Origin of the sequence: Pseudomonas sp. 2822-17 (assembly GCF_002742485.1) — a bacterium.
Lineage (GTDB): Bacteria > Pseudomonadota > Gammaproteobacteria > Pseudomonadales > Pseudomonadaceae > Aquipseudomonas > Aquipseudomonas cyclaminis.
The window spans coordinates 192,807-215,264 of the sequence record NZ_LJRZ01000455.1 but is presented as its reverse complement, the minus strand read 5'-3'; the positions used below and the strand labels follow the sequence as shown (position 1 = coordinate 215,264).

General features: G+C 61.5%; 20 protein-coding genes. 10 read left to right on the top strand and 10 right to left on the bottom strand.

Annotation, left to right across the window (positions count from 1 at the left end; translation table 11 throughout):
* Positions 1–5: 5 nt before the first annotated feature.
* The 5 genes from colR to AOA60_RS17700 all read left to right on the top strand — a co-directional run bounded on the left by colR (position 6) and on the right by AOA60_RS17700 (position 3,775).
* Positions 6–689 carry a two-component system response regulator ColR gene (gene colR, locus AOA60_RS17720; protein WP_027605482.1) on the top strand — a complete coding sequence of 228 codons (684 nt, stop codon included), beginning with the start codon at positions 6–8 and terminating at the stop codon, positions 687–689.
* A complete protein-coding gene (locus AOA60_RS17715; RefSeq protein WP_099585552.1) occupies positions 679–1,959 on the top strand; it encodes a HAMP domain-containing sensor histidine kinase in 1,281 nt (426 codons plus the stop codon). The genes colR and AOA60_RS17715 overlap by 11 nt, the downstream gene beginning before the upstream one ends.
* Before the next feature lie 187 nt (positions 1,960–2,146).
* Entirely contained in the window at positions 2,147–2,827 is a 681-nt protein-coding gene (locus AOA60_RS17710) for a class I SAM-dependent methyltransferase (RefSeq protein WP_099585551.1), read from the top strand.
* A gap of 4 nt (positions 2,828–2,831) precedes the next feature.
* Entirely contained in the window at positions 2,832–3,551 is a 720-nt protein-coding gene (locus AOA60_RS17705; protein ID WP_099585550.1) for a lipopolysaccharide kinase InaA family protein, read from the top strand.
* Positions 3,548–3,775: a hypothetical protein gene (locus AOA60_RS17700; RefSeq protein WP_099585549.1), complete on the top strand. Its 228-nt coding sequence runs from the start codon at positions 3,548–3,550 to the stop codon at positions 3,773–3,775. Before AOA60_RS17705 ends, AOA60_RS17700 begins: the two co-directional genes overlap by 4 nt.
* Positions 3,776–3,858: 83 nt before the next feature.
* On the opposite strand, the gene AOA60_RS17695 is transcribed toward AOA60_RS17700, so the two are convergent.
* The 3 genes from AOA60_RS17695 to AOA60_RS17685 are packed head-to-tail and all read right to left on the bottom strand — an operon-like array spanning position 3,859 to position 7,482.
* Entirely contained in the window at positions 3,859–4,956 is a 1,098-nt protein-coding gene (locus AOA60_RS17695; protein WP_099585633.1) for a DUF1513 domain-containing protein, read from the bottom strand.
* A gap of 2 nt (positions 4,957–4,958) precedes the next feature.
* The gene (locus tag AOA60_RS17690; RefSeq protein WP_099585548.1) at positions 4,959–6,023 is read right to left on the bottom strand and encodes an imelysin family protein; all 1,065 of its coding nucleotides are present in this window, start codon (positions 6,021–6,023) and stop codon (positions 4,959–4,961) included.
* A gap of 31 nt (positions 6,024–6,054) precedes the next feature.
* Positions 6,055–7,482 (bottom strand): di-heme oxidoredictase family protein, encoded by a 1,428-nt coding sequence (locus AOA60_RS17685; RefSeq protein WP_099585547.1) that lies wholly within the window; start codon positions 7,480–7,482, stop codon positions 6,055–6,057.
* A gap of 139 nt (positions 7,483–7,621) precedes the next feature.
* Here AOA60_RS17685 and AOA60_RS17680 point away from each other — a divergent pair, with 139 nt between their 5' ends.
* Positions 7,622–8,185 (top strand): NAD(P)H nitroreductase, encoded by a 564-nt coding sequence (locus AOA60_RS17680; protein WP_099585546.1) that lies wholly within the window; start codon positions 7,622–7,624, stop codon positions 8,183–8,185.
* Positions 8,186–8,248: 63 nt separating this feature from the next.
* Here the strand turns inward: AOA60_RS17680 and AOA60_RS17675 are convergent, their stop codons facing one another.
* The 7 genes from AOA60_RS17675 to gap all read right to left on the bottom strand — a co-directional run bounded on the left by AOA60_RS17675 (position 8,249) and on the right by gap (position 17,131).
* A complete protein-coding gene (locus AOA60_RS17675; RefSeq protein WP_099585545.1) occupies positions 8,249–10,387 on the bottom strand; it encodes a methyl-accepting chemotaxis protein in 2,139 nt (712 codons plus the stop codon).
* A 136-nt stretch (positions 10,388–10,523) separates the two neighbouring features.
* Positions 10,524–10,925, bottom strand: coding sequence for a YbaN family protein (locus tag AOA60_RS17670; protein ID WP_099585544.1), 402 nt, complete (start codon positions 10,923–10,925; stop codon positions 10,524–10,526).
* An 81-nt stretch (positions 10,926–11,006) separates the two neighbouring features.
* Positions 11,007–11,615, bottom strand: coding sequence for a biliverdin-producing heme oxygenase (locus tag AOA60_RS17665; protein WP_099585543.1), 609 nt, complete (start codon positions 11,613–11,615; stop codon positions 11,007–11,009).
* Between the two features lie 136 nt (positions 11,616–11,751).
* Positions 11,752–14,316: a TonB-dependent receptor gene (locus tag AOA60_RS17660; RefSeq protein WP_099585542.1), complete on the bottom strand. Its 2,565-nt coding sequence runs from the start codon at positions 14,314–14,316 to the stop codon at positions 11,752–11,754.
* A 115-nt stretch (positions 14,317–14,431) separates the two neighbouring features.
* Positions 14,432–15,400 (bottom strand): FecR domain-containing protein, encoded by a 969-nt coding sequence (locus AOA60_RS17655; protein ID WP_099585541.1) that lies wholly within the window; start codon positions 15,398–15,400, stop codon positions 14,432–14,434.
* Positions 15,401–15,474: 74 nt separating this feature from the next.
* Positions 15,475–15,993 (bottom strand): RNA polymerase sigma factor, encoded by a 519-nt coding sequence (locus tag AOA60_RS17650; protein ID WP_099585540.1) that lies wholly within the window; start codon positions 15,991–15,993, stop codon positions 15,475–15,477.
* A gap of 136 nt (positions 15,994–16,129) precedes the next feature.
* Entirely contained in the window at positions 16,130–17,131 is a 1,002-nt protein-coding gene (gene gap / locus AOA60_RS17645) for a type I glyceraldehyde-3-phosphate dehydrogenase (RefSeq protein WP_099585539.1), read from the bottom strand.
* Between the two features lie 221 nt (positions 17,132–17,352).
* Here gap and edd point away from each other — a divergent pair, with 221 nt between their 5' ends.
* The 4 genes from edd (at position 17,353) to AOA60_RS17625 (ending at position 22,445) form a co-directional block, all read left to right on the top strand.
* On the top strand, positions 17,353–19,179 hold the full coding sequence (gene edd, locus AOA60_RS17640) for a phosphogluconate dehydratase (protein ID WP_099585538.1): 1,827 nt from the start codon (positions 17,353–17,355) through the stop codon (positions 19,177–19,179).
* A complete protein-coding gene (locus AOA60_RS17635) occupies positions 19,176–20,132 on the top strand; it encodes a glucokinase (protein ID WP_099585537.1) in 957 nt (318 codons plus the stop codon). Before edd ends, AOA60_RS17635 begins: the two co-directional genes overlap by 4 nt.
* Positions 20,133–20,251: 119 nt before the next feature.
* Positions 20,252–20,986: a response regulator gene (locus AOA60_RS17630; protein WP_099585536.1), complete on the top strand. Its 735-nt coding sequence runs from the start codon at positions 20,252–20,254 to the stop codon at positions 20,984–20,986.
* Entirely contained in the window at positions 20,976–22,445 is a 1,470-nt protein-coding gene (locus AOA60_RS17625) for an ATP-binding protein (protein WP_099585535.1), read from the top strand. The genes AOA60_RS17630 and AOA60_RS17625 overlap by 11 nt, the downstream gene beginning before the upstream one ends.
* Positions 22,446–22,458: the final 13 nt, after the last annotated feature.

The window sequence follows — 22,458 nt, the reverse complement described above, 5'->3', positions numbered from 1 at the left end:
TGCCCATGCGAATTTTATTGGTTGAAGACAACCGCGATATTCTGGCCAACCTGGCTGATTACCTGGGGCTGAAGGGCTACACCGTTGACTGTGCGCAGGACGGCTTGTCGGGCCTGCACCTGGCGGCCACCGAGCACTACGACCTGATTGTGCTCGACATCATGCTGCCCGGTATCGATGGCTACACCCTCTGCAAACGCCTGCGCGAAGACGCACGCCGCGACACGCCGGTGATCATGCTCACCGCTCGCGACCAACTGGATGACCGGCTGCAGGGCTTCAAGTCCGGCGCCGATGACTACCTGCTCAAACCGTTTGCCCTGTCGGAGCTGGCCGCGCGCATCGAAGCGGTGCTGCGCCGTGCCCAAGGCGGCGGACGCCGTGCCCTGCAAGTGGCCGACCTGAATTATGACCTCGACACACTGGAGGTCACCCGTGAAGGGCGTCTGCTCAAGCTCAACCCGGTCGGCCTCAAGCTGCTGGCGGTGCTGATGCAGAAGAGCCCGCACGTGCTGCGTCGGGAAGTGCTCGAAGAAGCGTTGTGGGGCGATGACTGCCCGGACAGCGACAGCCTGCGCAGCCACGTCCACCAATTGCGCCAAGTGATCGATAAACCCTTTGCCAAGCCGTTGCTGCAAACGGTGCACGGCGTCGGCTATCGCCTGGCCGAGGGTCGTGATGGAGTTTAAGCAAAGCCTTGCCCAGCGGATCATCATTGCCTTTGCCCTGATGAGCGCGTTAGTGGCGGGGGCCTTCGCCATGGGCATCGTCGCCACCGTGCATCTGGTGGAAGAGAAGCTGATTTCGGCGGGTTTGGGTGGTGACCTGCAGCGGCTGCTGTTGATGGACAGCGTCGAGGACTGGAACCACCGGCCGGAGCCGGACCAGTTGTTCTACTTCAGCGGTGGTCCGGGTGATTTCGAGTTGCCCAAGGACCTGCGGCACCTGGAGCCGGGCTTTCATGAGGTGTTTCGCGAGTCGCTGTCCTACCACGCCATGGTCGAAGTGATCGACGGCCGTCGCTATGTGCTGCTGCAAGACCAAAGCGATTTCGAAGAGCGCGAGCGCGTGCTGTTCGCCGTGGTGCTGGTGGGCTTTGTGCTCAGCCTGGCGCTGGCGGTATTCCTCGGTTGGGTGCTGGCGCGCAAAGTGATGGCACCGGTGGTGCGCCTGGCGCGCCAAGTGCGGCATCGCGACCAGTTGCTGGGCCTGGCGCCGCCCCTGGCGCCGGACTATGCCGCCGATGAAGTCGGTGAGCTGGCCGTGGCCTTCGATGCCACCCTGGGGCGCCTGCGCCAGGCGCTGTCCCGTGAGCAAATGTTTACCAGCGACGTAAGCCACGAATTGCGCACGCCCTTGATGGTGCTGGCCAGCTCCTGTGAGCTGCTGTTGGAAAACCCAGCCATCGACCAGCGCGGGCGTAACCAGGTGCTGCGTATTGCTCGGGCCTGTGAAGAAATGCGTGAACTGGTGCAGACCTTCCTGATGCTGGCCCGTGCCCAGCATAACGATGCGGCCATGTCGCCTCAGGTCACCCTGACGCAAGTGGCGGACGATTTGCTCGGCATCTGGCGTGAGCAAATCGAGCGCAAGGGCCTGGAGCTGATCTACCAGCCGGGCAACCCGCTGGACACGCGTTACAACACCACCTTCCTGCATGCGGTGATGGGCAACCTGTTGCGCAATGCCTTGCACTACACCGAGCACGGTTTTATCCGGCTCACACTCGAACCCAATGGTTTTGTGGTGGAGGACTCGGGGGTCGGCATTCCCGAAGACAAGCGCGAAGCGATGTTCGAGCCGTTCGTGCGCGGCAGCGAAAAACGCGGTGAGGGCCTGGGGTTGGGTTTGTCACTGGTCCAGCGCATCTGCGAGAACCAGGGCTGGAGCGTCAGCCTCAGCACCATGGAGCCCAATGGCTGTCGCTTTCATGTCGAGTTGAGTCAGGTCAAGGCCTGACCGCTCACCCTGCCGCTATCCTGCCAGACATTCCCGCCATTCGGCGAAGATGGCCCCATGCTACTGAATGTGTCTGTAAAGTCTTGAAATGTATGGGATTGGACAGGACAAGTTTTTCACACACGGTTGACCTGTTGATCACAGTTCGCTGCCTAAGGTGGTAGGCATCAGTCACTGGAGACCTGTGATGTCTGACCCCATCAAGCTCGAATTTTCCGAAAAGTACGACGACGAACACGCCCACGAATATTTGCTCAAGCATCAGGACAATCTGGCCCGCCGGTTGTCCCACAAACGCGACGAGCAATTGGCCCGTGGCGCGCTGGCGATGGCGGGTGAGCCTGGCCTGGTGCTGGACTTGCCCTGTGGGGCGGGGCGCTTCTGGCCGTTGCTGGCGGAAAAACCCAACCGTGTGATTATCGGTGCGGACAATTCGGCATCGATGTTGAAGGTTGCAACCGTCGCCCAACCTGCGGATGTGGTGAAACGGGTACGACCCTTGCAGACATCTGCCTTTGATATCGATTTGCCGGATAACTCGGTCGACAGCATTTTCTGTATGCGCTTGTTGCACCACATTGGTGATCCGGCGCACCGACTGGCGATATTGCGGGAGTTTCAGCGTGTTACCCGCGACAGCGTGATCATTTCGCTGTGGGTCGATGGCAATTTCAAAGCCTGGAAACGCAAGCGCCTCGAAGATCAGCGGCGCAAGAAGGGTGAGCAGGAAGGTTACCAAAACAGATTTGTGTTACCGGCTGCTACTGTTGAAGCAGAGTTTGAGCAAGCCGGTTTCCGTGTCCAGGAGTCCCTGGACTTCATACCGCTGTACGCCATGTGGCGTGTGTATGTATTGCGCAAGAGGTAACAGGATGGCAGTTGAGTGCGTAGCAGGCAGTCACGTAACTCCCGAAGAAAGGTTTGACTATTTCTGGCGCCAACAAGGCGAATGGGTTGAAGAACCCAATCGTCGGCGCGGCGGTGAAAGCGGTGTGCAGCGGGTGATGAGCGCCAACGGGCGTCTGCTCTATAGCAAGCGCCAGACCGGCCATATCTACCGCAGTTGGCTGCATCCGTTTGGGCGCCCCACCGTGCTGCGCGAGCGTGATGCCCTCAAGGGCCTGCGCCTGCTCGATGTGCGGGTACCGGAACTGGTGTTCTGCGAGGCCCGCCGTGATGCCGAGCATCATTGGCAGGCGTTGCTGGTCACGGCGTCTCTCGACGGTTTCGACGAAATTGAAAACTGGTACTCGGTCGGTGGCCGTGAACGCTACGGCGAGCGGGTTCACGAGCGCGTACTCAAGGAATTGGCCGGCACCCTGGCGCGCATGCACAAGGGGCGTTGGCAGCATGGTTGCCTGTACATCAAGCATATCTTTGTACGGGTGACGGGCGAGGGCGACTCGGCCAACGTGGAAGTGGCACTCCTGGACTTCGAGAAGTGCCGTCAGCGAATGACCGCTCATCAGGCGGCATCCCATGACATGCGGCAACTGCGCCGCCATTCGTCGTGGAACGATAGCGACTGGGCAAAACTCAGCTACTTTTACGAGACGGCGTTTGGCAGCGCTATCAAGGGTTTAACCAAATGAAGCTAGAAATAGCACGAGGTGTGTTCCTGGTGGGGGCGTTAGGCGTTGCAGCCTTGGCCCTGGCCGCATGGGAGCAGCCTCGCACACAGGTACTCAGTGCGACGCAGGGCGGGGCGCAATGCCTGTTGCCGCGTGTCGCCAAGGCGAGTACGGCAGCCAAGCCTGATCATGAGTTGCTCCTGTTCATGTTCGGCATGTCTCAAGGGATGAGGCCGCAGAGTTGAAGCGATTGAAACCACCGGGAAAGGGCCTTGCGATGCGAGGCCCTTTTTTTTGCGAATGAATTCCAGCGGGGCGCGGCCTTCAGTCAGATCAGATGCAGGTGGTTATCCCAAAGCCCCGCCGGCAATTCCAACGGTTTCGCGACCAACTGCTTCTGGCGGCAATCGTAGAAACGGCACCGGCCCTGGCCCGATGTGACGACAAACCCATCTGCCACCGCACCGACGCCGGCGCAATCGGGCAACGGCCCGTCCAGGCGCAGTTCGCCGCTGTCCATGTCCCAGATAAAGAAGCGATTGCCACGCGGCGCCGTCAATGCCACCAGGCGCAACTCGCTGTGCACTGCGACGCTGGCGGTGTAATGCCCCATGGCCTGCAACTGCTCATCCGCCACCGGGAACGCCACGAACGGCTGCCCCGGCCGCTTGATCGCCAGCAACTCGGAACGCTCCTGTGACGGCCCCATGAACTGTTGCCCGGTAAGGATGGTGCCATCGCTGGCGATGCCCATATGGCGCACGCTGTTCATCTGCTGGGCCAGGGTTTCCTTGCTGATCAGCGTGCCGTCGCGCTGCATCAACACCAGGCTTGGCTCCATGGCGTTGAGGTTCATTTCCACTCGGCTTTCGGCTTCGGTACGAATGCCGCCGTTGGCCACGATCAGCGTTTCGCCATCGGGCATCCACGACACCTGGTGCGGGCCGATGCCGTGGGTAGAAATCTCGCCGCTGTGCACCAGCCGCTCGCCTTCGAACTTATACACACCGAGCAAACCTCGGCCGGGATCGGACGTGTCGTTCTCGGTGGCGTACAGCCAGTCGCCGCTCTTGTGGATCACCGCATGGCCGTAGAAGTGGCGATTGGCGTTCGAGGTGATGGTTTGCAGCAACGCGCCATCACGCAGGTCGATCAGGTAACTCTCGGTGCCCGGACGACGGGCGACGAACAGCGCAATCGGCAGCGTCGGGTGGTTGATGATGTCGTGGCAGCGTTGGCCGACCTGGGTGGCAAACACTGGCTTGCCGTCCAGGTGATAACCCACGGCGTAGTGCTTGCCGTCTGCATCATCGCGCGCCGACAGCAGCAGCGGGCCCTTGTCTTTTTGCTTGAACAGCGTCCAGCCACCCAGCGTGAGTGCGCTGAGCAGCACGCTGCCAACCGCCAAAGCCTGTCGCCTGAGCATCATCAGTCACCGTCGTTGGCGTTAAAGCCCAGTTGAATGCCCAGCGCCTTGGCCAGTTCGCCTTCGTGCAGGCGGTGGACGACGTTGAGGCTGTCGTAGAGGTCGTTGAGTTGCTGGCGCCCGGCGTCATCGTTCAACAGTTCGTTGAGGGTGCGCTGGTTGCTGGCGAACAGTTTCAGGGACGCGGCGTAGGCGGCGTCGATCTTGTCGGCCAATGGCTTTTGATCCGACGGCAACAGACCACGCAGGCCTTTGTTGTCGACGCCGACCCATACGGTCTGGGCGGCGGCGAGGCTGGCCTCCAGGCTTTGCAGGGACGACTGGCTGCGCCACGCATCAGCCTGGAACGGCTGCGGGATACCCTTGGTCTGGCGACCCATGGGCGTGCCGAGTTTCTTCTTCAGGCTGTCCAGTGCGGTCACTTGGACACGCAGCAGATCGGCGATGGCTTCGTGGGAATCAGCGTAGCGCTGGTTCGGAAACTTGGTCATCTGCGCGAGCATGCCGTCGGTGCTGTTCCAACTGGCCAGGATCTCTTCGGCCAGGACTTTCTGGCGGTCGCCGATGGCCACCAACAGAGGGCAATAACGGGCTTTGTTCGCGTCGTCGGCGAGGTCGGTCTTGGCGTCGTAGAGGATGTATTCGTAGGCCGACAGGCCTTGCACCACCACGCTGGACTTGGCCAGTGCGGCGCCGTCGATCTGCGGCTGGCTGGTGACCAGTTGCTCGACCTGGCGACCGACCAGGTTTTTCTTGTCCGGCCAGAACTGCACTTGCCAGGCACGGTTGCCCTCGGCCAGCGGGCCGATCAGCAGCGGCTGCAACTCGGCCCAGGCTTTTTGCGCGTGGAGGAAGTCGGCGCGGGCGGTGTCCAGGCTCTCCTTGCCCTGGCAGTAGGCAAGGGCGCTGACGGCCAACTGACGGTCGGCTTCAACCCAGCGGCTGTAGGTCGGCAGGATCACTTGTTTGGCGATCGCCGCCGAGGTCACGGCTTGCGGGTCTTGTGGCGAGCAGGCGCCCAGGGCAAGGGCGGCCAGGCTGGTGAACAACAACTTGGGACGGAACATGTCGAGCTCCCTTCGGTAAGTGGGGCGAAGCTTATAAAGAATTCAGGAACGCCAGCAACGCAGCGCGCTGTTCGGCATTAAAGGACAACACATGCTGCTGCGCCGCTTGGGCTTCACCGCCGTGCCAGAGCACGGCTTCGAGCAGGTTGCGGGCGCGGCCGTCATGCAGGAACTGGGTATGGCCACTCACGGTTTGCGTCAGGCCGATGCCCCACAATGGCGGCGTGCGCCAGTCGCGGCCACCGGCCTTGAATTCGCTGCGGTTGTCGGCCAGGCCATCGCCCATGTCGTGCAGCAGCAAATCGCTGTAGGGGCGGATCACTTGGTTGGCCAACTCAGGTTCGGCGGCATTCGCGGCGGTGGTGAACGTCGGCTTATGGCAACCCTGGCAACCGGCCTGGTAGAACAGGTTTTTCCCGGCCAGCACCTGCGGATCCTTGACGTTGCGACGCACGGGCACGGCAAGGTTGCGGGTGTAGAACAGCACCAGGCGCAGGATGTTATCGCTGACTTCCGGCTCGCCATCGGCGCCATTGCCGTTGGGCGCCTGTTTGCAGGCCACTTGGGCGTCGGTGCAGTCATCGAAGGGTCTCAGGGACGTGGTGAGGCCCATATCACCAGAAAACGCGTGAACATTTTGTTGATTGAGGTTGGGTTGTCCGGCTTTCCAGCCAAAACGCCCGAGGACAGTTTTTTGCTGAGCGTCATCCCAGACCTGATTGGCCCGGCCGACGATGGCTTCTTTATCGGCGGTTTTCGGATCGGTGTTGCGCAGGATATCCGCGTCGCTGATCGCTTCGAGCAGGCCCAGGCCGATCATCGGCGGGGCGATGCGCGCCGAGACGCGGGTGTCTGGGTGCATTGGGCCGTAGCCGAGCTGGGTGATCTGCAGGTTTGGCTTGCGCAACTCGACGACGGTGCCGTCCTTGAACGTGACGTTGACCGGCGTGTAGTCGACCCGCACCTTGCCTTCCGGTGCCACGCCCGGCACGGCCATGTCTTGCAGTTGCCCGCCGTAGACGGGCTCGGGCACGACGCCGATTTGCTCGATGAGTTTGGCGTAGGGTGGTGCATCAGGGATCGATAGGCGTACCAGCATCGACACCGCATTGGCCGCATCGGGCAGCGGCGGGTGGCCACGGCCGTCCTTGATATGGCAGTTCTGGCAGGCGTTGGTGTTGAACAGCGGGCCGAGACCATCGCGGGCGGTGGTGGTGGACGGCGCGATCACCCAGGGGTTGCGAAAGAAGCTGTTGCCGACGCTGAAGTCCAGGCGGCGCGTCGGCGACAGGTTGGCCGACGGCAGGGAAAATGCGTTCTGGTCGCGCTTGTTCACCGTCGTCGCGCCGCCGGCCCGCGATTCACCCGGCTCGGCCTTGGTGAATCTGGGGGCGTCATCGCACGCAGTCAGGCCCAGGGCCATGCATGCTACAGACAGACGAAGAAGCGAACGGAACATCAGGTTTCCTGAACGAAGGCGAAAAACAGGGCCACAAAGTTTAACAGGGCCGGGGGGAATGAATAAGAGCAATTATCGTTTGGTGGTAGCCGATTCATTCCCGCTAGAATGGCCATACATTTTTTTCTGGAGGTGGCCAATGCAGGCTCTCGACGCTTTGCTCAACCGTGTTTCCGTACCGCGTTTGCTGGAGCCGGCACCGACCCAGGAGCAGCGCGACGTGCTGTTCGCCGCTGCCATGCGTGCGCCCGACCATGGTCAACTGCGTCCTTGGCGTTTCCTCACCGTAGAAGGCGCCGCCCGTGAGCAGATGGGTACGCTGCTGGCCGAGGCCGCACGCCTGCAAGACGCCGACGCCCCGCAAGCCGCCATCGACAAGGCCCAGAATGGCCCGTTGCGCGCCCCGCTGGTGGTGGTGGTGATTGCCCGTTTGCAGGAGCACTTCAAGGTGCCCAAGTCCGAGCAACTGCTGGCGGCGGCGTGTGCGGCCCATGGCATATTGCTGGCGGCGTATGCACAGGGGATTGGTGCGGTGTGGCGTACCGGGGAATTGTCGTACTCGGCCCATGTGGCCAAAGGTTTGGGGCTGACGGCGGATGAGGAGGTGATTGGCTTCCTTTACCTGGGCACCCCGCAGAACCCGCCGCGTACGGCAGCTAAAGAAGACCTGACGCAGTTTGTCAGTACCTGGACCGGTCTTTAAGACACAGGTGATCCAAATGTGGGAGAGGGCTTGCCCCCTCCCACTTTTGATCTGTGGTGTTTCTTAAACCTTGAACTGATCCATGAGTTTCATCTGTTGGCTGGCCAACGCATTCAGTTGACTGCTGATAGCCGCCGATTCGGTAGCCTGGCCGGTCAGGGTTTCGGTCACCGTGCGAATCGCCGAGACGTTGCGGTTGACCTCTTCTGCCACCGCGCTCTGTTGTTCGGCGGCGCTGGCGATTTGCAGGTTCATGTCGCTGATCACCGTCACCGCATCGCTGATCTTGCCCAACGCCTGCACGGCGTGATGGATCTGCCCGGCATTGCTCTGGGCCTGGCTTTGGCTTGAGTGCATGGTCGCGACCACGCCACGGGTGCCGCTCTGGATGCGCTCGATCACCAGGCGGATTTCCTCCACGGAGTCCTGGGTGCGTTTGGCCAGGTTGCGCACTTCATCGGCCACCACCGCAAACCCACGGCCGGTTTCGCCGGCGCGGGCCGCTTCAATCGCCGCGTTGAGCGCCAGCAGGTTGGTCTGCTCGGCGATGCTGCGGATCACTTCCAGCACCGAACCGATCTGCTCGCTGTTGACCGCCAGGGCTTCGACTTCGCCCACTGCCTTGCTGACCTCTTCGGCGAGGGTGGTGATATCCCGCGTACTCTTTTCAATGATCTGCATGCCTTCACGTGCCGACTGATCGGCGCCGCGTGCCGCGCTGGCGGCATTGGAGGCGCTGTTGGCCACGTCGTGGGCGGTGGCGCTCATTTCGTTGGACGCCGTGGCCACTTGGTCGATTTCACGGAACTGCACCTGCATGCCTTCGCTGGTCTGACGGGCGATGGCTGAGGATTGATCCGCTGTGCCGCGGGCCTCGGTGATGCTTTGCTTGATCTGCGCGATAGTCGGTTGCAGCTTGTCGAGGAAGCGGTTGAACCAGTTCACCAGTTCGCCCAGTTCGTCTTTCTTGGCATAAGCCAGTCGCTGGGTGAGGTCGCCGTCGCCGCTGGCGATGTCCTTGAGCATGGCGGCGACGCTGTTGATCGGGCGGGTCACGCCGGTGGCGGTCAGCCAGATCAGCAGCAGGCCGAGCAGCGCTGCGGCGGCCGCCACCAGCAACGCTTTAAGCGTGCCAGCGGCCTGGGCATCGTCGAGCACGGCTTGCAGCTTGACGTTATCGGCCAGCATCACGGCTTTTGGCAGCTTGATCACCACGCCCCAGGACTTGGCATCGCTGATCGGCTTGACCGGGTACACGGCCCGGATGGTGTCGCCCTGTTCGCGGATCATGCGGCTGTCACTGGCCAGCAGTTGCACGATTTCCTTGCCTTCGGCGCCAAGGGTGTCGATCAGGTTCTTGCCGACCTTGGCCGGTTCGCCACTGTAGGCGGCGATCAAGCCGGTACTGGAGAGAATTTCCAGGTGTGCCGCGCCGTTGAACAGGTCTTTTTGCGCGGCATCGGTAGTCGCTTGCAGGGCGGTGAGGGCGATGTCGACGCCGACAATGCCAATGACCTTGCCGTCCACGATCAGCGGCAGGGAAATAGTGGTCATCAGCACGGGTTTGCCGGCCACCGTGTCTTCATACGGGTCCAGCAGGCAAATGCTGCGGGTGTCGCGTGGGCAGGTGTACCAGATGTTGTAGGGCGTGCCGCTGAGGTTGAGGGCGGTTTTGTTGAGGTCGTCCTCGACCATGATGGTGTTCAGGCCTGCGCCACCGGCCCGGCTCCAGTAGCTGGAGAAACGGCCTTTTTCATTGGACACGCGGGCCTTGTCATCAATGAATTCGCTGTCCTTGCCATCGAGGCCGTTGGGCTCGAACGACAGCCAGATCCCCAGCACCTTATTGTTGCGCTCGAATGCGGTTTTTACGCTTTGGTTGAGTTCTTCGCGCAGGGCTCCGGCGTCTAGGCCGCGATGGGTCCCCAGGTTGCGCAGGTCTTTGATCTGGTCAGCCAGGGCGGTCAACGCCACCTGGCTGTCGCCGAAGGTTTTCTGCAATTGCACGGCCTGTTCGGCGGCCTTGGCTTGCAGCAGCTGTTCCACGCTGGCGGTGAGCATTCGTGAGCTTGAATCGCTGACCAACTGATCGTTCTGGTTGGTGGTGTAGATATTGATGCCGACCACCAGCGCAATCACGCCCAGTAGGCAGAGCCCGGAGAGCAGCACGATTTTCAAGCGGATAGAGAGGGTGTCGAACATAGGTTCACTCACGAATGGACTTGTTGGAATGCACAGCACGGCCAAGTCCATTCAGCGCTATATCCGGAGCATCGGCGCGGTAGGAGGTTTCATGAGAGGGGGGCGATGAGCGGTAGGAAAATGCCTACACGCTGCGTTATACGGGCTGTGCGAGCCGTTCGGGGCGTGACCAGATCCACAGGTTGCCCAGGCCCATCCCGGCCATCGCCAGGTAGATCGGCCAGCCATGGTCGAGCATCACCAGCATCAGGATCGCGCACAGCAGCATGCTCACGGTGGCGCTGACTTTGGCCCGGCGGGCAATGATCTTGCCGTTGCGCCAGTTGAACAGGATGGGGCCGAACAGGCGGTGGTTTTCCAGCCAGGCGCTGAGGCGCGGCGAGCTTTTGGTCGCGGCCCAGGCGGCCAGCAGGATGAATTCGGTGGTGGGCAAACCAGGTATCACAATCGCCACCAGCCCAATGCCCAGGCTGACGTAGGCCAGCAGGCCGAACAGGATCTGCGCGATTTTCGAGGTGGATTGGGTTTTGCCGGTCATGGGTCGGGTATCAAAGAAAATCAGTTTGGAACGAGGGGGAAATGCAGGAGGGGCCTTGCCCCTCCCACAAAGTTGGCAGGCTCAGGCCACTTCAGGGGCGCTAGCGTACGCCTGTTCCAGCAACACGGTGAAGCGCACAAACGCATCCACCGCGCCTTTTTCCACCGCCGCTTCTTCTTCGGCGCTCAATTGCAGGCCGTCGAGGGTGCGGGTAAAGCTCTTCCAGCCTTCAGCACGACCACCGGCCGGCTCACCCAGGTGACGGGCCCCGAAAGTTTCGCTCAGGCCCAGGCCCACCGCACGCTTGATCAGGAATGCGGCGCCCAGCTTGGAACCTTCGGACACGAACAGCCAGCCCAGGGCTTGGGCTTTGCTCGGGTTGCTCACGGCACCGGCCACCGGCGCCGGCACGTCGGTGTCCAGGTCGGCGAGGTCCAGCTTGGCGGCTTCGGCGCGGCAGCGTGCGGCCAGGTCAGGGACGATCTTGATCAGTTCGGGATCGTTGTACAGGGCCACCAGTTCGGACTGGAACAGGTACTGCGCCACCACGAAACGGGCAAAGTTGGCCGGGGTTTCGAACGGGGCGTGGGCCTTCACCAGGGCATCGAGCTTGGTGTGTGGCTCGTTGGTGATCTGGTTCAGGCGCTGGGAGCGCAGGCTTGGGCGTTCAGCGGTAGAAGAAGCGGTCATGAAAAAGTCCTTGAGAAGGGGAGCGCCTTGGTGCCCGAAAGAGAGCTGTTATCAACTAGACGAACAAGAAGACGCGGCACAGTAAAAAATCCTCACCCCGCCGGTGAATAATTCCGGCGCGGCAAGGCGGCTGCCGTCAGATGTCCCAGATCACATTGATCGCAAAGTTGCGGCCGGGCTGGGTCAGGCGGTCGAGGTTGGCCGGGCCGGTCACCGCGGCTTCGCCGACGCTGTCGTAGCTGCGTACGTCGTCCCAGTTCCAGTACTTCTTGTCGGTGAGGTTGTAGAGGCCGCCGTTGAGGGTCACGTCGTTGGTGACTTTGTAGTAGGCCGTCAGGTCGATGACGCCGAAGCCGGGCGTTTTGAAGGGGGCGCTGGTGTCGCCGTCCGGAGCGTGGAAGGTGGAACTGTCAACGCGATTCTGTTTCTTCACCAGGGTCCAGCTCAGCAGGCCGCCGTAGTTGTCTTGATCGTAGCCCAGGCCGAACACGCCTTTGAGCGGGTTGACGCTGTTCAGTGGCTCTCCGTTTTCGTCGTTGCGACCGTAGGCGTAGGAGACAGAACCCTGGGTGTACAGGCCGTGTGGCGCACCGAATGCGTCCAGGTCCAGACGGCCCTTGGCTTCGGCACCTTTGATGGTGGCGCGCTTGATATTGACGGCCTGGAACTGCTCGACAGTGCCACCGACCACGGCGTTGTCTTCGTCGATAAAGTCGCGGTATTTGTTATAGAACACTGCGATCTCGAAGGAACCCTCGTCGAAATTGCCGCGAAGGCCGGTTTCGATGCCTTTGCTGGTTTCCGGCTTGAGGTCCGGATTGGGTTCGACGGTGTAGCCCAGGTTCAGGTTTTCAAATCGGCCGTACAGCGCCTTGGCGGACGGCGTGCGGAAACCTTCGGCGTATTGGCCGAACCAGGTGTATTGATCGGTCAGCGCGTAGGTCAGGCCAAACTTGGGTGTTACGCGGTGCCAGGTTTTTTCCTTGTCGCTGACAGAATCCGCACCGGTAGGGTTCACCGTATTAAGGAATTCCTGGGTGAGTTTGGGCTTGAGCTGGGTGTAGTCGTAGCGTACCGCGGGCAGGAAGGTCCACTTGTTCCAGGTGATCTGGTCCTGTGCAAACAGCGAATACGTGTTGATGGTCGGGTCTGGGAAATCGCTGGATTTCTTCACACTGTCGGTGGCGATTGGGCTGGGTGCTCCAATGGCGGTGCAGCCACTGCCGACGGCCACGCAGGTCGCGCTGCCTTCGCGCGACCCCGTCACTTTTTGTTGCTTGAGCGTGGTGCCGTAGGTTACTTGGTGGCCGGTTTCACCGAGGCTGAACGCTTTGTCCAACTGCGCATCGAAGATCCACTGTTTTTCCTGGTAAAGCGTGTCGCGGGTGCGCAATACGCGACGCCCAGACTGATAGATCTCGGCTGTGGTCTGGTCGGTCTTGGCGATCTGGTAATTGAAACTGGTCTTGATGCGGTCAGCTATGGGGGACTCAAGGACGAAGGTGTTTTCCAGGCCGAAACGTTCACGGGTAATTGTGTCGTTACCCCGACGGTCTCGGTAGAGGTTAAAGCCTCTGCCACCGATAAACGGGCCACCCACCGCGTTCTTCAGGTTGACGTCTCGATCATCCTTGTACTTCTCATAGGTCAGGCCCAGACGGTTGTCATCGCCATAGTTCCAGCCGAGTTTCGCCAGGACATTGGTGGTGCGCGCTTCTTCCGGGTTGGCGCCAGTGCGGTCCAGGCCGGTGGCGTTGTTGCCGTTATAGGATTCGGTTTCATGGCCATTGCGCTGGCTCAGGTGCAACAAACCGTCGAAGTCCTGTACGCGGCCGGCGAAGGTGCCGGAGGTCAACCAGCTTTCGTCGGCGGAGCTGTAACCGGTCTTCAGGCGGGCGCCGACGTCCTGGCCGGGCTTGATGATGTCATCCGGGTCGAGGGTGAAGTAGCTGACGGCGCCGCCGATGGCGCTGCTGCCGTAGAGCGCCGAGGCCGGGCCGCGCAGGATTTCCACGCGCTTGACGATTTCCGGATCGACATAGTTGCGACGGGTCTTGGCGTAGGGGCCGTTGAAGAAATTGTCCGGCACTTCCACGCCGTCCACCTGGGTGAGGATACGGTCGCCATCGATGCCGCGGATGTTGAAGCCGGCGTTACCTGCACGGGTGCCGGCCCCGCCCACCGAGACGCCGGGCTCGTAGCGCACCAGCTCACGGATGTTATTGACGTTCTGGCGGTCCAGCTCTTCGCGCTCATGCACGCTGACGGTGCTTGGTACGCTGTTTACGTCCTGCTCGTTACGGGTGGCGCTGATGGTCACCTGTTGCAGATTGAGGGTGCTGCCGGCTGCGCGCTTTTCCAGCACGATGTTGTTGCTGCCCAGTTTGCGGTAGCTCAGGTTGGTCCCCACCAACAGCCGGTCCAGGGCTTTTTCCGGCGACAACGGGCCGCGTGCACCAGGGGACGACACGCCCTGGCCCAACTCTGCTGGCAGGCCGACTTGCCAGCCGGTCACGGCGGTAAAAGCGTTGAGGGCCGAGACCAGCGGCTGCTGTTCGATGCTGAAGGTGTAGTTGCCCTGGCTGCGCGAAACCGGTTCGGCGGCGGTGGCGGCCATGACCGGCGCGCTGGCCAGCAGGATGGCGGCGGTCAACAGGGATAGGACGGGCGAAGAAGACCGGCGGTTGAAACGAGAGGACATCGAGAGCGCTCCGGGGTACGAATCTTATAGTTGCGAACCGAATCAAATAGGAATCAGTTGCATTGGCTAAGACGAGACGTACCGCCGAAGGTTATCGAGTAAAAATAATTCTCATTTAGTTCAGGATGACCAACGCCGGGTATTCCGACAGCTTGGCCGAGGTGATGTGCGCCAGGGAGCGCACCACGTCCAGCGGTTGATCGAGCCGGTAATTACCGGTGACCGCGACGCTGGCGAGTTGGTCGTTGGTGTTGACGATCCAGCCTGGGTAATAGCGGCGCAACTCGGCGAGCACCTCGCTCATCGGGCAGTTTTCGAAAATCAGCCGACCCTGCACCCAGGCCAGGTCCTTGCTGGCATCCAGCTTGGCCGGCTGGCCGAAGCCTTTGGGGCCGATGCGGATACTTTCACCAGCGCGCAGGCGTACACGGGCGTCATCGAACGTGTTGCTCAGGTCCACATCACCGCGCTGCACCTGCACCTGGGCCTCGCCATTGAGGTAACGCACGGCGAAGGCGGTGTCGCGCACGCTGGCACGCACCGGGCCGGCGTCGATTTCCAGGGGCTGGCCATGACTGGGCGCGATCTCGAAAAAAGCCTCGCCCTGGTACAGGCGGGCGATGCGCTGTTGATCCTTGATGCTGCTGGAAAACGCCGAGTTGGTGTTCAGCAATACTTTCGAGCCATCGTCCAGTTGCAGGCGCTGGCGTTCGCCCACCACGGTCAGGTGATCGGCTTGCAGGCGTACTGGCAGATTGCTGAAACTGAACAGGCCAATCAGCAGCACAGCGGCGGTGGCCAGTGGTTTCCAATGGGGTTTGATCCGGCGCCAGGCGCTGGGCTTGCGTGGCGCGGCCAAAGCCATGGCAGCACTGTGCACGGGCGCGCCACCCCAGGCGGCCTGGGCCTTGGCGAAAGCCTGGACGTGGGCCGTGTCGTGGGCCAGCCAGGCTTCAAACTCGGCCTGCTGCCCGGGCTGCGGGCACTGCAAGGCGATCAGCCAGTCGAGGGCCTGGTCCATAGCCGTGTCTTGCAACACCTCATGAGCCAGCTCATGGGGGCGCAGTTTATTCGGGTCCGTCACGGTGTGCCTCGGGTCTTCGCCACGTTTTATTCATTAATCCTACAGCCTGGGTCGACACTTCTGTCGGGTGCAGCTTAAGGCCGATCCAGCCGTTCGGCCACACCTACGCAGATGGCCATGATCAATTTCAGTTCCTTTTGCACGGTGCTCAAGGACACGTCCAACTGATCGGCGATCTCCTGGTAGCTGCACCCGTGCAGGCGGCTGAGGATGAAAATCTGCTGCTGGCGGGCGCTCAACTGGCCCAGGCTGACGCTCAGGTGTTCAAGCAGTTGCTCGGCCTGGGTCGCATCTTCGGGGGTGCTGATGGGCGCTGCGACGCTTTGCAGGATGTCGAATGGGACATCTTCCTGCAGCGTTCGGGCCTGAATCCTGCGCGAACGCAGATGATCCAACGCCAGATTGCGCGCGGTTTGGTAGACGAAAGGTTCAAGGTGATCGATCGGCCGCTCGCTGAGGGCCCGGGTGACGCGCAGGTAGGTTTCCTGCAACAGGTCCTCGGCGGTGCTGGGGTTATTCACCATCCGCTGCAAGGTGCGTAGCAGAATCACCCGTTGGGTGAGAAAGACTTGATTGAAGCGAGATTGGCTCACAGTGATACCAGACCGATTTGCAGTTAATGATAATGCTTATCATCAACTGAAATGGCAAGTGGCTATTTCTGCAGGCCTGCATCGATCAAATGTGGGGGGGCAAGCCCCTCCCACATAAGCTCATCACAAGACGGGTTTACTCGGCGTTGCACAACGCCAGGCAGTTATCCAGCATGCGGTTGGAGAAACCCCACTCGTTGTCATACCACGCCAACACTTTGAGCAACTTGCCACTCACTTTGGTGTGATTGGCGTCGAAAATCGACGACAGCGGGTTGTGGTTGAAGTCACTGGATACCAGCGGCAGGGTGTTGTAACCGAGGATCTTCGAGTGCTGGCTGGCTTCCTTGAGCAGCGCATTGACTTCTTCGGCGGTGGCTTCTTTCTTCAGTGTAACGGTGAGGTCCACCAGCGACACGTTGATCACCGGCACCCGCACGGCCATGCCGGTCAGTTTGCCCGCCAGTTCCGGCAGCACCAGGCCGACCGCTTCGGCGGCACCGGTCTTGCTCGGGATCATGTTCTGGGTGGCCGAGCGCGCGCGGTACGGGTCGGTGTGGTAGACGTCGGTCAGGTTCTGGTCGTTGGTGTAGGCGTGGATGGTGGTCATCAGGCCGCTTTCGATGCCCAGCTCGCGGTGCAGCACCTGGGCGACTGGCGCCAGGCAGTTGGTGGTGCACGAGGCGTTGGAGATGATCTGGTGGGATTGACGCAGAATGTCGTGGTTCACGCCATACACCACGGTAGCGTCCGCGCCTTTGGCCGGTGCCGAGATGATCACCTTGCGCGCGCCGGCGCTAATATGGGCGGCAGCCTTGTCACGGTCGGTGAATAGACCGGTGCATTCAAAGACCACGTCGATCTTGTGTGCAGCCCATGGCAGGTCGGCCGGGTTGCGAATGGCACTCACGGCAATCCGGTCACCGTTGACGGTCAGGCTTTCCTGATCGTGAGCGACCTCTGCGTCGAATGTGCCATGTACGGTGTCGTATTTGAGCAGGTGGGCATTGATCGAGCTGTCGCCCAGATCGTTGATGGCGACGATCTGCAAATCCTGGCGGTAGCCTTGGGTATACAGTGCGCGCAGGACATTACGGCCGATACGGCCAAAACCATTGATTGCGATACGAAGAGTCATTGGAGAGTGCCTGTCGTCGATTTGTTGTAAGAATTACAAGATTATTCGCATAAAAATAGAAAACAAGCCTTTTTAGTGGCAATATTTTGTTCAATCTACAACGAGTGACCTGAATCAACTGGTCCGATGATTTAAACGACACCCTGCCATCCCATGAGCTGCGGGCGTTTGATCAGCATAGACACTCAGGTCGCCACATCCGTTAGCCTGGAGTTCTACACATGCATCCCCGCGTTCTTGAGGTCACCGAACGGCTTATCGCCCGCAGCCGCGCCACCCGCGAGGCTTACCTTGCGCTCATTCGCGGCGCCGCCAGCGACGGTCCGATGCGCGGCAAGCTGCAATGCGCCAACTTTGCCCACGGCGTGGCCGGTTGCGGCACTGAAGACAAAAACAGCCTGCGCATGATGAATGCCGCCAACGTGGCAATTGTTTCGTCATATAACGACATGCTTTCGGCGCATCAGCCGTACGAACATTTCCCTGAACAAATCAAGAAAGCCCTACGCGAAGTCGGCTCGGTCGGCCAGTTCGCCGGTGGTACGCCCGCGATGTGCGACGGCGTTACCCAGGGCGAGCCGGGCATGGAGCTGAGCCTGCTCAGCCGTGAAGTGATTGCCATGTCCACGGCGGTAGCGCTGTCCCACAACATGTTCGACGCCGCACTGATGCTGGGCATCTGCGACAAGATCGTCCCCGGCCTGATGATGGGTGCGCTGCGCTACGGCCACCTGCCGATGATCTTCGTGCCGGGCGGCCCAATGCCGTCGGGCATCTCCAACAAGCAGAAAGCCGATGTGCGCCAGCGCTATGCCGAAGGCAAGGCCACCCGCGAAGAGTTGCTGGAATCGGAGATGAAGTCCTACCACAGCCCCGGCACCTGCACGTTCTACGGCACCGCCAACACCAACCAGTTGCTGATGGAAGTGATGGGCCTGCACTTGCCGGGCGCCTCGTTCGTCAACCCGTACACGCCGCTGCGTGACGCCCTGACCCGCGAAGCCGCGCATCAGGTCACGCGACTGACCAAAGCCAACGGCAACTTCACGCCGATCGGCGAGATCGTCGACGAGAAATCCATCGTCAACTCCATCGTCGCCCTCAACGCCACCGGCGGCTCCACCAACCACACCCTGCACATGCCGGCCATCGCCATGTCGGCGGGCATCATCCTGACCTGGGACGACATGGCTGACCTCTCCGAGGTAGTGCCGACCCTGTCCCACGTGTATCCAAACGGCAAGGCCGACATCAACCACTTCCAGGCGGCGGGCGGCATGTCGTTCCTGATCCGTGAGTTGCTGGAAGCCGGGTTGCTCCACGAAGACGTCAACACCGTAGCCGGCAAGGGCCTGAGCCGCTATATCCAGGAACCGTTCCTGGTCGACGGTGAGCTGGTCTGGCGCGACGGCCCTATCGAAAGCCTCGACGAAACCATCCTGCGCCCGGTGGCTCGCGCGTTCTCGCCAGAAGGTGGCCTGCGCGTGATGGAAGGCAACCTGGGGCGCGGCGTGATGAAAGTCTCCGCCGTGGCGCCGGAACATCAAATCGTCGAAGCACCGGCTGTGGTGTTCCAGGATCAGCAAGACCTGGCCGACGCCTTCAAGGCTGGCCAGTTGGAAAAAGACTTCGTCGCGGTGATGCGCTTCCAGGGGCCGCGCTCCAACGGCATGCCGGAATTGCACAAGATGACGCCGTTCCTTGGCGTGTTGCAGGACCGTGGTTTCAAGGTGGCGCTGGTGACAGACGGGCGTATGTCCGGCGCGTCGGGTAAGATCCCCGCCGCGATTCACGTCAACCCCGAAGCCCAGAGCGGCGGGCCACTGGCGCGGGGGCGCGATGGCGATATCATTCGTGTGGATGGCGTGACCGGCACCTTGGAGCTTAAGGTGGACGCCGAAGCATTTGCAGCGCGCACGCCTGCCACGGGCCTTCTGGGCAATAACGTGGGAGCCGGTCGCGAGCTGTTTGCATTTATGCGCTTGGCCGCAAGCTCCGCAGAGCAGGGCGCCAGCGCCTTTACCTCTGCCTTGGAGACGCTTAAGTGAAGTTAGCGCTGGTCGGTGATATCGGGGGCACCAACGCCCGTTTTGCAGTGTGGCGAGATTCGGCGCTGCACTCGATCCGGGTGCATGCCACGGCGGATTACCCAAGCCCTGAAGCGGCGATCAAGGTCTATCTGAAGGAAGAAGGCCTGGAAATCGGGGACATCGGTGCGGTGTGCCTGTCGGTGGCCGGGCCGGTGAGCGGCGATGAGTTCAAGTTCACCAACAATCACTGGCGCTTGAGCAAGACGGCGTTTTGCAAGACGTTACAGGTGGATGAACTGCTGCTGGTCAATGATTTCTCGGCCATGGCCCTGGGCATGACCCGCCTGCAGCCCGACGAATTCCGCGTGGTCTGCGAAGGCACGCCGGAGCCGTTGCGCCCGGCGGTGGTGATCGGGCCGGGCACTGGGCTGGGCGTCGGCACACTGCTGGACCTTGGTGCTGGTCGTTACGCGGCGTTGCCAGGGGAGGGCGGCCATGTCGACCTGCCCCTGAGCAGCCCGCGGGAAACCCAGCTGTGGCAGCACATCTACACCGAAATTGGCCACGTCAGCGCCGAAACGGCGTTGAGCGGCGGCGGCTTGCCGCGTTTGTACCGGGCGATTTGCGCGGTCGATGGCCACGCGCCGGTACTGGACACGCCCGAAGCCATCACGGCGGCAGGCCTGGCCGGCGATCCGATCGCCATGGAAGTGTTGGACCAGTTCAGCATTTGGCTGGGCCGGGTTGCAGGCAATAATGTTCTGACCACCGGTGGGCGCGGTGGCGTGTACATCGTGGGCGGGGTGATACCGAGGTTTGCCGACTTCTTTATCGCCAGCGGTTTCGCCAAAAGCTTCAGTGACAAAGGCTGCATGAGCGACTACTTCAAAGGCATTCCGGTGTGGTTGGTGACCGCGCCGTATTCCGGGTTGACCGGGGCGGGTGTGGCATTGGAACAGGCATTTGCTTAGGCAGTGATGGCCCTATCGGGGGCAAGCCCCCTCCCACATTTGGAACGCGTTCAAAATGTGGGAGGGGGCTTGCCCCCGATAGGGCCATCAAGAACACCCATAACAACAAGGAGGACCCCGTGAGCGTAATCAGTAAATCGATTCTCCTCGTCGACGACGACCAGGAAATCCGCGAATTGCTGCAAACCTACCTCAGTCGCGCCGGTTTCCAGGTGCGTGGCGTGCCGGATGGCGCGGGGTTCCGCCAGGCGATGAACGAGGCGCCGTGCGACCTGGTCATCCTCGATGTGATGTTGCCGGACGAAGACGGCTTCAGCCTCTGCCGCTGGATTCGCCAGCATCCGCGCCAGGCGCAGGTGCCGATCATCATGCTCACCGCCAGTTCCGACGAAGCCGACCGTGTGATCGGCCTGGAGCTGGGCGCCGATGACTATATCGGCAAACCGTTCAGCCCTCGCGAGTTGCAGGCGCGGATCAAGGCCCTGTTGCGCCGCTGCCAGTTCGGCCAGGAGCGCAGTGGGAATGCTGATGTGCTGGTGTTCGATGAATGGCGCCTGGACATGATCAGCCACCGCCTGTTTCACGTCGACGGTGAGGAAGTGATCCTCTCCGGTGCCGACTTCGCGCTGCTCAAGTTGTTTCTCGACCACCCGCAACAGATTCTCGACCGCGACACCATCGGCAACGCCACCCGTGGCCGCGACCTGATGCCGCTGGACCGCATCGTGGACATGGCAGTGAGCCGGCTGCGCCAACGCCTGCGCGACACCGAAAAACCCCCGAGGCTGATCCGCACCGTACGTGGCAGCGGTTATCAACTGGCAGCCAGCGTGGTTGCCGGCAATGTCCAATGAGCCGGTGACAGAACGCCGTCGCCGCTTCCCGGTACCGCGCTCGCTGTTGGGGCGCATGCTGCTGTTGACCTTGCTCGCGGTGTTGTTCGCCCAAGCGTTGTCCAGCGTGATCTGGGTCTCGCAGTTGCGCGCCACCCAGCTTGAGGGCCTGGTCACCAGCGCGCGCAGCCTGGCGCATTCGATGACCGCCAGTGTGAGTTACTTCCGTTCGTTGCCCGTGGCCTATCGCCCGCTGGTCCTGGACCAGTTGCGCAGCATGGGCGGCACCCGGTTTGTGGTGACCCTCAATGACCGCCCGCTGGACATGCAGGTCTTGCCCGAAACCCCGCGCAAACAGGCGGTGCTGGTGGCGGTGGACGAAGTGCTGCGCCAGACCCTGGGCGCCGACGTGCATATCTCGGTGGAGTTCGTCAGCGCCGAAGACCTGCGCATCTTCAACGCCGGCCTCAAGCTCGATGAGCTGCCGCGTTCCTGGGCCCATTACGCATTGACCCTGGAACCGGTAAACCCGCCGGTGCTGGTGACCCAGATCCAGCTCGCCCCCGGCGAATGGCTGTACATCGCTTCGTTGCTGCCTGAGCCTTATACCAGTCTTGAAGAACAGGGCCTGCCATCGCAGCAGGTGTGGTTTATCGTACTGACCAGCGGTTTTCTGCTGTTGTTTATTGGCCTGCTGGTGCACTGGCAAAGCCGGCCGCTCAAGCGCCTGGCGCGGGCGGCGCGGGATATGTCCCTGGGCGCCGACGTAGAGCCTGTGGCCGAAGGTGGCGGTAGTGAAGTGGTGGAAGTGGGGCGCGCATTCAATGCCATGCGCGAGCGCATCAGCCGCTACCTGACCGAGCGCAGCCAGCTGTTCAGCGCGATTTCCCACGACCTGCGCACACCGATCACCCGTCTGCGCCTGCGCGTGGAGCTGCTGGAAGACGAGAATCTGCAAACCAAGTTCGGCCGCGATCTGGATGAGCTGGAACTGCTGGTGAAGGGCGCGCTGCAATGCGTGAAAGACACCGATATCCACGAGAACATCCAGCCCGTCGATCTGAACCATGTGCTCGAATGCCTGGTGGAACCTTATGTTGCGCCCAACGGTAACGGCCGCGTGACCCTGGATGGCGCTGCATTGGTGGCCTATCCGGGCAAGCCGCTGGCGCTCAAGCGTTGCATTGGCAACCTGATCGACAACGCCTTGAAGTACGGGCAGAACGCGCATTTGCATGTCGAGGATGATGGCGCGGAATTTGTCCTGCACGTCGACGATGAAGGTCCTGGCGTGCCGGAGCAGCGCTTGGAACAGGTGTTCGAGCCGCACTTCCGCCTGGCCGGGCAGCAGCAGGGCTACGGGTTGGGTCTGGGGATTGCGCGCAATATTGCCCACAGCCATGGTGGCGAGGTGAGCTTGCAGAATCTGCGCGAGGGTGGGTTGCGGGTCACCTTGCAGCTCCCGCGCACCCTGGACTGAAAAACACTGAAGA